Consider the following 10,069-nt stretch of genomic DNA (forward strand, 5'->3'; position numbering starts at 1 on the left):
TAGAGTACAAATTGATTGAACATTCTGTTGCTCATAAATAGTGCAACAATAGTATGAATTTAGATGATTTTATGAACTATGTATCCTATAAATGCTAGGAAAAAATAGCTTTATAGAACAAGCTTTGTTTCTATTGAAAACAATATTACACAAAGGAACTTTGGGAATAGAGATAATTTGCCTGCATTTTTAAGAAAATTATGAGCGTGCCTGCATAAGGCGTCATAAAACCATGACTATGGTAAGAGCCATTGATGTTCCAATTCATGCTGAATTTTATAAGATTAGGATTCATATTTTAATCTTTAAAAAATGTCGAAAAAGAGAAACATTTTTTAAGAATAAAAAGTTCTTTACATAGTATAACCAATATAAACATGTATGGCTATTATGTGATGAGTTTTCTTCTAGAAGGGGAATATTATTTGGATAATATGCTTGCTTTGATTGGAAATCTTTTGTGTTAAAAGGTAGAGGTGAGGTGCGATGGATCATTTTTATGTTGTGGAGAAGAATTGATGAGTTTTTTTCGTTGTATTGGCCGTTCTGCCTTATTTATGTTGGATCCAGAGCAAGCACACGGTTTAGCGATTCTTGGGCTGAAAAGTGGATTAAATGGTTGTCAAAAGGTTATCGACAAACGTTTGTGTGTAACTGTTGCTGGTCTTGAGTTTGAAAATTTTATTGGTCTTGCAGCGGGGTTTGATAAAAATGCAGAGGTTGTAGATGGTATTTTTCGGTTAGGATTTGGTTTTACTGAAATTGGGACAGTGACACCAAAGCCTCAGATTGGAAATCCTAAACCACGGCTTTTTCGTTTAAAAGAAGATGAAGCGATTATTAATAGAATGGGCTTTAATAATGACGGACATCAAGTTGTTTACAATAGATTGCATGCGTGTAAAAAAACTGGTGTTATAGGAGTCAACATTGGAGCCAATAAGGATACGGTCGATAAGATTGATGATTATACTGTTGGTATTGCTCATTTTTATGATGTTGCTGATTATTTTACGGTTAATATTTCTTCTCCTAATACACCAGGTTTACGTGATTTACAGGCCCGTGACAGTTTGCATCTTTTGTTGAGTGCAATTTCGCAAGCGCGAAATGAGCAAGAGAACAAGCATGGATTCTCCATTCCCATTTTTTTAAAAATTTCTCCTGATTTATCAGAGAAAGAATTAGATGATGTTGCTGAAGAAATAAAACTTTCTGATTTTGATGGACTCATTGTTTCTAACACAACTCTTTCACGCCAAGGTCTTAACAATAGTCACTTCCGTAATGAAGAGGGTGGGCTTTCTGGACGTCCACTCTTTGAGCGTTCTACTATTATGCTTGCAAAAATGCGTCAAAAATTAGGGAAGGAGATTGCAATTATCGGTGTTGGCGGTATAAAGGATGCACAGACTGCTTTGGAAAAAGTAAAAGCTGGTGCAGATTTGATTCAATTATATAGTGGGATGGTTTATGAAGGTCCAAATCTTGTCATAACTATTCTGCAAGAGGTTTTGCAGATGATGCAACAAGATGGAGTTGATAACATAAAAGGCTATCGTGATCATAGTCTTGAGCATTGGGCAAAATTTCCTTTGTAAAAAACGCTTTTTTCTTCACAAAAAATTGCGAGATTTTTTTAAAGGGGCTTGCAAACTTTGTTGATCTTCCTTATGTCACATAAGCAAAGAATAAATGTTTACGAAATCGTGAACAGTTATGATACATTTGATTTTATGCGGTTGTAGCTCAGTTGGTTAGAGCGCTGGTTTGTGGCACCAGAGGTCGTAGGTTCAAATCCCACCAACCGTACCAAAAAATTTTATTGAAAATACTGAAAATGGATATACAAGACGAACAAACGGCTCGCTGAGGATCTTTTATCAATGACTGTAGTTGCTTGGGGGCATAATATTGTACAAAAAACACGCATGGCATAAAGTCCAAAAAACCAATAAAGGGGCATTGCGCTTCTTTTTTAAGAACTGGGCATCTCCTCTTACCTTAATGCGTTCTCATTATGCATCCTTTACACAAGACTTGTGATGGAAAGACTTTACGGAAAAAATCAATGTGTTTTGTTTAAAAGATCCGAGCTTAATATGCCCTTCAATATGGAAGGGTATTTCACAATGTTTGTTGTGATGAAGCAATTGCTCTCTCTTGGCATGCCACTGGCTGTTGGGTTTATCTCTCAGATGATGATTTCCTTCACAGATGCAGCGCTTGTAGCGCATTTAGGCGTGCAAGTCTTGAGTGGCACAATGTTAGCTCTGAGTATATTTAGTTTTGTTATGTTGTTTGGGCTAGGTATTATTACCGCGGTTGCACCAAAACTTGCGGAAAGTTTTCGTAGACAAGATAGATATGCATTGAAGGCATGGTTTGATCAAGGAATATGGCTTTCCCTTGTGATTGGAATGATGAGTGCGATCATTTTACTCAACACGAGAAATATTTTGTGTTTTCTCGGCCAAGATGGGACAATTGCCAATATAGCGCAGGAATATAATAGTGGTGCTGCTATAGGGGTGGTGTTTTTTTATCTTTATGTGAATAGCCGGGGATTACTGTCAGCAATTGGTAATCCAAAGCCGTTAACCTGGGTTATGCTTGCGGCTATCCTTGTGAATTTTCTTATCTCTTGGCCGCTTATTTTTGGTATAGGTTCTGTAAGCGGATTAGGTGTCTTTGGTGCAGGAATTGCGAGCAGTTTGATCCGTATTTTAATTGTTATTGCAGCAGCAATAATTTTGTCCCGCAATTCTGCTTTTCATTCTTTTCGCTTTAATTATTTGAGACCAAAGTTAGAGATTTCACGAATAATAAAATTGCTGCGAGTAGGGCTACCCATTGGTATACGTATTCTTATTGCGGAGGGCTTTCCTTCGTTCATTGCATTCATGATTACGGTTTATGGGGTCGAATCTTTGTCCGCGCATACGATAGGGATGCGTCTCGATATGCTTATTTCTGTGGTGGCTTTGGGGATTTCCAGCGCAGCCGCGACAATAGCAGCGTGGTATAGAGCAGATAGGAATAATATGGCTCTAAAACAGTTGCGTATGAGTGTCACAGTTTTTGCTGTAGCTTATGTCTTATTTTTATCAGTGGTTGTTTATCTCTCTTATGAATTTATCCTTACAACCATCTTTAATATTTCTTCAGAACGCGTTATTGTTTTCTCTTGGAAGTTGCTTCCGTTCATCTTATTGTCTTTTTCTTTTGGCACTTTAGGAGCTATGCTCAATGGCATACTTGTGGGCTTGCTTGATACGTTTTGGTCAACAATTGTTGTAGCAATAAGTTATTGGGGGTTAGGCCTATTTGGGGGAGCGCTAATGGCGCATTTTTTTGAATATGGCTTTATTGGCTATTGGCTTGGCATGATTGGTGCAAGCTTAATCGTTTCTATCTTTAATTATATGCGCGTGGGTTATTTAATAAAATGCAATCCTATGTTTGGGGCAGAGTGAGTGTTATAAAAGCGCTTGTAAAGCACTAGCTGTGAAGGCTTAGCTACTCATCGTCCATAGAGGCTGTTTTACTTCTATGGAGATAACAATATAGGTTACAAAACTTGCTTAATATTGAAAAGAAGTGTCTTTGATTGTAGCCTCAATATTATTTGTTGAGTTTTAAAAATAATATGGGTTTATTAAAATCATTCGGCTACAATTTAAGAGTAAGTTCGGTAGATTGGAAGAGTTTAATACCTTAAAAAATGACGAGAAAAAACGTGCTTATATTCATACGCCGTTGAGGAGTCATTTAAAAAAGTTATTGTTTTTATAAGTTATTACCATTGCGATGCTAAAGTGTATACATTTGTTAAAACAATCGCAGACGCTGACGATGTTATTCTTGCAAGCCCTGTTTATCACAGGTCTTATTCAGAGACTTTGAAGAACGCTTTTGATAATTTAGATTGTGATGCTTTTTTGGATAAAGCTGTTGGTCTTCTCTCTCATGGCAGTACAGCAAAAAATGCGCTACTGTCATGTGAATATTTGGGACAACGTATTGATTTATAATGATAATTTAGCGTTATTCATATTGAATTAGAACTCCGAATAACGTAGGATTCTCTCATTTCAAATCTGTGTATGTTGAATCAATCAAAACCATTTGCTTGCACGTCAAAAGCGGAGCTGGCGTGTGGGTAAAAACTGTATAAGAAAGGAGTAAAAATGGCTCTTATGAACCGTCTTAATGCGAGGTCTGTCGCAACATTGGGAGCTGGCAAATATAATGATGGTGCCGGCTTGTTACTTCATAAGCGTAAAGATGGAGGTGCTCAATGGCTTTATCGTTATACCATTCATGGTCGGCGCCGCGAAATGGGCTTGGGTGCATTAAGACATGTTTCTTTAAAAAAAGCGCGTGAATTGGCAAATCAATGGCGTTCTGTTTTGCATGAGGGTTGTGACCCCATTAAAGAACGCAATAAACAAAAGCGTGAAACAATGCGTAATCTTCATTATTTAAAAGATATTGCTTTGGATACTTTTGGAGAAGGTCTAGCAGCTCTGGGCTGTGAAATTTTCATTAAAAAGGTCTGAGTTATCATGGATTATTTCTGTGCTGAAATGTATGCAAAAATGCAACCACGTATAACGGCAATAACTGGCTGCCATGCACTCGATTACATTGCTTTTCGCGATTCGGTTAGGATAAGTACACGCGTTTATTCGACCACTGGTGATAGTGGTTCTTTGACTCAACTGGACTCTGCGGCTGAACACTTACCCATGCTGCTTGGTGCTACAAGCGGCACCACCGGGGCGATGAAAATGGTCAGCGTTCGTCTAAAATCCAGTAAGGAAGCGGTCAGCTCATCAGAGCATAATTTAATTCGTAACCTGCGCGCGCGGCAATTTTTTTCCCCAGGGGATGTTGTTGGCAACCTGTTTACGATTAATCTGTTTTCATCTTTACACTACTTGGCGTGTGAAATTGTAAAACATTGCCATGCACATGTCGTGCCGGTTGGCGATATTGCCCTGCTGCTGAAGAGTCATTTCGAGTTTCTGGCTGAAATACGGCTTTCGGTACTGTTTGGTGTGCCCAGCACCATCGTTCAGTTCGTTGAAGCTATGCTCAGCCTTGGGGTTCCACTGGCAATTAAAAAAGTAGTCTTTACCGGTGAATCGATGCTGGGTGTGCATGAAAACTATCTGCGCGAGATGCTGGGCGCCGATCTGCGGATAATTGGTTTATATGGTTTGTCGGAGTGCGGTTTCATTGGTATGTCCGCCGAAGGGCGGCTTAATCGGTACCTGCTCTTCAGCGATGATTTCTTCTTTGAATATGAAGATAAGAGAGGGCTGCTAGTGACATCGCTGGATCCCGATGTTTCGCGCAAACTTATCAGATATTCCGTGGGCGATATGGGCACATTATCCGTTGAAAATGGTGACCTCTATTTTGAAGGTATTAAACGCAATGCTGTTGATTTTAATTTCATGGGAAATTTGATTAGCCATGAAAAAATATTCAAAATTATTAATCGAAGGTTGCCCGATGTGATTGTTCAAATTGTATTGTCTTTATCCGCGGATAGACAAGAGATTATGGATATTAAAATCTGCTGCGAAGTATTTCACAACCTTGATTTGTCCGAACTAACTGAGGAAATCTATCATTTGCCGGATATTTATGAAGCCTATATGAAAAAGCGCGGGCGTATTAATCTCACCCTCGTCGAATATAGCGATTTGCTTTTCTCATCCAGAGGGAAATGCCTGCTAGTTTATGACGCAAGGGAGTCCTGTAATGCAACTTGATAATTTGTGTAATGAAATTGTATCAGGGAATTCGCATACGATAAATGTCAACATCAGGTTTTATAGCGTGTCACCGGAGCAGCAGGAGTAAATCATGTCAGATGATGTTATTGATAATTATGATTTAGATAATAACGTATTGTTTATTCGTGGATGTAATTTGATTGATATTGCCGATGAAAACCGTTATTTGCAGAACGCATGGTTTGCACTGACCGGCAACCTTCTTAATGAAGAACAGATGGATCGGCTGATTCAGAATGCTAGCGCCGAACTGCAAAAGACGAACCCTACAGCCAAACTGCAGGCGATGCATCAACTGATCAATGCATTGCCATCTTTGAGTTTAACGCAGCGATTTATGATGTTATTATCGCAAGTTGAGGTTTCGGCGGCTCAGGGTAAGGTCATGGCTCCCGTAAGCGACGGTAGTTGTCTTAAAATTATCTTGCTGATGCCGTGGATTATTGCATTGGCGCGCTCTTCCCAACAGTTTTCCGATTTTCCGGAGATCGAAAATTGCAATACCTTTGAGCGTGCTTTTTGGTTAGTATTAACTAGCAAGGAAGCTTCTTCCGACTGGGATATTAATGTGCTTTGCGGGTGCATGTCTCTACTGCTGGGCGGGTTTGGTACTGTGACACCCACAACCACCATGGTAAGATTTATTATCAGTACCAAGAGCGACGTCATTTCTGCACTAATCGGTGGGTTTAGTGCCATTGGCTCCGTGCATATGGGAGCCTGCAAATATGCTATCATGCGCTTTCTGGTGTCCTCCATGAGATTGAAGCCGGGAATCTTAAGGCGGCGGTAACGCATTATTGCAAAGACAAACCCTGGCCAAGGTTTGGTCATCCGATTATGCAATGGGATGTCCGGGTTGATTTCTTTTTTTCACGCTTTCAGGTGCCTATGTGCCCCTTCAGTTCGCTTGTGCGATCTATTTCGGACAATACAGGACTGCAACCCAATGTCGATTTTCTAATTGCAAGCATCATGAGCAAACATCGGGCTTCTCCTGAGCTGGGATTGTTGGCTTTTTTCGTTTGTCGTATGCCGATACTTCTCGCGCACTATCAAGCGCGGTTTAGCACTCATTCCTTCAGTTTATCATCAAAGGATTTAAGAGAAAAATATAAAAAGGTCTCCCAATTATGGCTATAAAGCATCACACCGAGCCAAATTTCTTGGGTATATGTCAGAGTATCACCTTAATCACACCGATGCGTGCTTACGGGCAAATCGATATTTCTCACTGGGAGTTAGCCCATAACTATTTGAAACAGGGCTTGTTACTCGAAGCCTTGCATCAGTTTTCAGTTCGATTCGCCACCATGGTGGCTAAAAACTCGGATCTCACTTATCGCTATCTCCCTGTTATGGTTGAACAGTTTTTCTCTACCACCCATTTTGATAGCGATCGGTTATGCGTTGAAGGACATATTGAACGCATTAATGAGGCCTATCGTATTCACTGTAAGGCTAGCACATATGACAATGGAAAGGCCGTTATTGCGCAGGCAATCATCATGGTCAGTAAGGTCTGCTTCTTTAGCTCGTGTTCTGTGAAAGCCGCTCTTCCATTACTAGGCGATTTATGTAAGATTTCTTCCGTAACCGGAGATTCTTGTACTTTTTCCTTTAATGCGCATCACCCGCTTTTTGAGGAACATTTCCCCTCCCACGCCGTATGTCCTGGTTCACTATTGATTGAGATGGTTCTGGCTTTGGCCACGCAGGGTAGGGCGAAAAATATCGCATCTGTTGCGCTGAAAAAAGTAAAGTTCATTGAAGCAGTTTATCCGGGAGATACCTATCAGTTGACCATTAAACAGGATACAGAGTGTGAACTGGGTGGCGTTTTTTATATTCATACGGAAACTAAAAAACGAAGCACTTGCGGTAAGTTTTCTATCAAATATAAAAAGGAGGATGCGCCATGTTTAACATAATAATCTCTTTTATTCCGTGGAGTATTTACTCCTGGGTTATCAATGGAAACTTTTTAACTCTGGTCGAACGCTCTCTCATCTTAACTGTGATTTTATTGTTCATTATTGCTGTGAATATTAAAATTGTCCGGCAGGGAGAACCCGTGATGATTACTAACATTCTGACAGTTATTGTCCTGTTTGTTAATTATTTCGCTGGATGGTCTACACTTTTACTGAACTACCCCACAGTTTTTTGCTATCTGTCACTTGCTCTGGTTTCATTGATTAGCTTGCTGGTAAAGAAACCCTTTACCATTTTTTATGCCAGTGCTGGTGTTTCTGAAGAAAAACGCAAACATATCCTATTTTATCTCATCAATAAATATATTACATGGATTTGGGTAATCATCTTTTTTGCTAATGGTCTTCTAGTGGCTTTTTTTACATGGACCCCCCAGATTTGGTTAATCACTATGGGTTTAATTTGTACTGGTATTCTTTTTTCTAAATATCTTCCTAACATCATGCAATATTTTTATCGCATCAAACATCATGGAGCATAATATGTCATTGTTTAACATTCTGACCGGAACCCCTTTATGGGCTTGGATTTTGCTTATTTTTCTCATCGCGAGGGGAATAATCGCATTGAAAGATAGGGAAACGAAGGTTTACCGCCTTTTTCTCTTGCCGTTAGTCTTTCTTTTTTTGGGCGCAAGCGATGTGATTAACCAGCTGGCTTTCCCACGCTGGGGAGCAATCGCAATGTTGGCAGGGCTGATGATCGGCTTTGGCGTTGGCTGGTTGCTCTGGCGTGCTACTGCGCGTTTAAAAATCAAAGAGGGAACGGATTTCATTATTCTGCCTGGTACGCCGTTGACGCTGACATTTATTCTTATCGCTTTTGTCATCAAATTCACATTGATTGTTTTTCTCAAGGTTGTACCTGATTTGAAATATGCATTTGATTTTAACCTTCTTTTTGGTCTTTTAAGTGGGTTTACTGGTGGTGTGTTGTGGGGCGGCACATTAAATTTATATATAGCATTTCGAAAGAATCCAAATTAATCCCTATACCATTAGCTGTGGGTGCTTCCCATTAGAACTATCTCAATAGAAGCTTATTCCTAACAACAACGCTGCATACAAATGCAGCGTTGCCTCGTAGTTTCAGATTTTTTTATCCCAGCGCGTGAAGAGGTGAGGGAAGTGATATATCTGACTATGCCCCCTTGGGGGAAGAGCGAGCCTAAAGGTTTAGAATGCTATGAGTTTGAGCTAGCTGGACTTTGAGCAGATGGTTTATCGCTCATGGGAAATCATTTTGTTTTACGATTCAAAAAGAGGATAGTGATGGTCTCATTGGCGTAGGTGGGCAAGAAAACTGTTAGCTTGGCAATGCGTCAACAATTTGTAGAACTATGTTGTGGGACCCCTACGCAAAGCCGTTGCTATGATGGCATGATGCTTTTGTCAAGCATTATGATATGGGGAGGAACCGGTGTTTAAGGGTGCAACTGCGGTCACTATACGATCCAGTAGCATTACGTTTTTACGTTTGAGTATTTAGGAGCGGTAGACTCTGTACAGGCTATGCGTGCAATATGTGAAGCACGCTTGTGGGAATCAGTGTGCCATTATTGCGTTGTGCATGCAACCCTCTAGCTAGTACTTCATTGGTAAGGTTGTTTTTTGAAGCTGATTAATTATCTGGGTGTTTTTTAAGAGAACGTTAGCACTGATGTATCGCGTGCCGTACCAAGAAATCTTCCAAAAAAAATTATTAAAAATACTAAAAATATATGTGCAAGATGAACAAATGCTTGCTGAGGATATTGTATCAACGACTGTAGCTGCTTAAGGGCACATAATCTTGGGGGGCATAATGTTGTACAAAAAATCATGAAGTCCAAAAAACTCGTAAAGGTGCATTGCACTTCTCCTTTGAGAATTTGGCATCTCCTCTTAGCTTAATACGTTCTCATTATGATATAAACCCCTTGGTTCTCCTGAACATCCGCTTGTCATGCGTTTTTCTGCTGATGTTCAAGAGATCTTTCGTGAGTGGATGCAAAAGATTTTAAAAAAGCTAAAGAGAATAACCTTTTTGAAAGCTTACAATCGCATCTTTTAAAAAGGCCAAAGACCATAGCAAGCCTTGCGTTGATTTTTGAACTTCTTGATAGTGGTCGTTTTGAAATTGGACTCTATGCCATTACAACAGCCTTGCGTTGGGAAGAATATCTGATAAGCCATGTCAAAAGACTTTATGCGGCGAATGATACATTAACAGCAGAGCGTGCAAAATTAATTGTAGAGCGCTGTGATCTTTTACCCAATGTTTTT

Annotated in this window: 9 protein-coding genes, 1 tRNA gene and 2 pseudogenes; all 12 read left to right on the plus strand. The window is 39.8% G+C overall.

Features of this window, described 5'->3' with window-relative positions:
- The first annotated feature begins 518 nt into the window (after positions 1–518).
- On the plus strand, positions 519–1,601 hold the full coding sequence (locus ACFIMM_RS05590) for a quinone-dependent dihydroorotate dehydrogenase (RefSeq protein ID WP_375627812.1): 1,083 nt from the start codon (positions 519–521) through the stop codon (positions 1,599–1,601).
- A gap of 137 nt (positions 1,602–1,738) precedes the next feature.
- Positions 1,739–1,815: transfer RNA gene (locus ACFIMM_RS05595), tRNA-His, on the plus strand.
- Positions 1,816–2,132: 317 nt separating this feature from the next.
- Complete coding sequence (locus ACFIMM_RS05600) at positions 2,133–3,476, plus strand: MATE family efflux transporter (protein ID WP_375627811.1); 1,344 nt, start codon at positions 2,133–2,135, stop codon at positions 3,474–3,476.
- A gap of 342 nt (positions 3,477–3,818) precedes the next feature.
- Complete coding sequence (locus tag ACFIMM_RS05605) at positions 3,819–4,034, plus strand: NADPH-dependent FMN reductase (protein WP_375613708.1); 216 nt, start codon at positions 3,819–3,821, stop codon at positions 4,032–4,034.
- A 156-nt stretch (positions 4,035–4,190) separates the two neighbouring features.
- Positions 4,191–4,532: pseudogene (locus ACFIMM_RS05610) on the plus strand (Arm DNA-binding domain-containing protein); the annotation flags it as partial.
- Between the two features lie 36 nt (positions 4,533–4,568).
- Complete coding sequence (locus ACFIMM_RS05615; protein WP_375682761.1) at positions 4,569–5,786, plus strand: AMP-binding protein; 1,218 nt, start codon at positions 4,569–4,571, stop codon at positions 5,784–5,786.
- Between the two features lie 94 nt (positions 5,787–5,880).
- Positions 5,881–6,603 (plus strand): citrate/2-methylcitrate synthase, encoded by a 723-nt coding sequence (locus ACFIMM_RS05620; protein WP_375682762.1) that lies wholly within the window; start codon positions 5,881–5,883, stop codon positions 6,601–6,603.
- A 340-nt stretch (positions 6,604–6,943) separates the two neighbouring features.
- On the plus strand, positions 6,944–7,741 hold the full coding sequence (locus ACFIMM_RS05625) for a beta-hydroxyacyl-ACP dehydratase (protein ID WP_375612527.1): 798 nt from the start codon (positions 6,944–6,946) through the stop codon (positions 7,739–7,741).
- Entirely contained in the window at positions 7,729–8,286 is a 558-nt protein-coding gene (locus tag ACFIMM_RS05630) for a hypothetical protein (protein ID WP_375641074.1), read from the plus strand. Before ACFIMM_RS05625 ends, ACFIMM_RS05630 begins: the two co-directional genes overlap by 13 nt.
- A 1-nt stretch (position 8,287) precedes the next feature.
- A complete protein-coding gene (locus ACFIMM_RS05635) occupies positions 8,288–8,791 on the plus strand; it encodes a DUF6622 family protein (RefSeq protein ID WP_074380593.1) in 504 nt (167 codons plus the stop codon).
- 303 nt (positions 8,792–9,094) lie between these two features.
- Positions 9,095–9,232 carry a hypothetical protein gene (locus tag ACFIMM_RS05640; protein ID WP_155915008.1) on the plus strand — a complete coding sequence of 46 codons (138 nt, stop codon included), beginning with the start codon at positions 9,095–9,097 and terminating at the stop codon, positions 9,230–9,232.
- Between the two features lie 484 nt (positions 9,233–9,716).
- Positions 9,717–10,069 (plus strand): annotated as a pseudogene (locus tag ACFIMM_RS05645) (DUF3987 domain-containing protein); the annotation flags it as partial.

The organism is Bartonella sp. AP258QHHD, from assembly GCF_042196145.1.
In the GTDB taxonomy this organism is placed as follows: Bacteria; Pseudomonadota; Alphaproteobacteria; order Rhizobiales; family Rhizobiaceae; genus Bartonella.

What these genes read in the sequence shown, in the direction of transcription:
- ACFIMM_RS05590 (WP_375627812.1), top strand. Translation starts at nt 519, where the DNA reads ATGAGTTTTTTTCGTTGTATTGGCCGTTCTGCCTTATTTATGTTGGAT.
- ACFIMM_RS05600 (WP_375627811.1), top strand. Translation starts at nt 2,133, where the DNA reads ATGTTTGTTGTGATGAAGCAATTGCTCTCTCTTGGCATGCCACTGGCT.
- ACFIMM_RS05615 (WP_375682761.1), top strand. Translation starts at nt 4,569, where the DNA reads ATGGATTATTTCTGTGCTGAAATGTATGCAAAAATGCAACCACGTATA.
- ACFIMM_RS05620 (WP_375682762.1), top strand. Translation starts at nt 5,881, where the DNA reads ATGTCAGATGATGTTATTGATAATTATGATTTAGATAATAACGTATTG.
- ACFIMM_RS05625 (WP_375612527.1), top strand. Translation starts at nt 6,944, where the DNA reads ATGGCTATAAAGCATCACACCGAGCCAAATTTCTTGGGTATATGTCAG.
- ACFIMM_RS05630 (WP_375641074.1), top strand. Translation starts at nt 7,729, where the DNA reads ATGTTTAACATAATAATCTCTTTTATTCCGTGGAGTATTTACTCCTGG.
- ACFIMM_RS05635 (WP_074380593.1), top strand. Translation starts at nt 8,288, where the DNA reads ATGTCATTGTTTAACATTCTGACCGGAACCCCTTTATGGGCTTGGATT.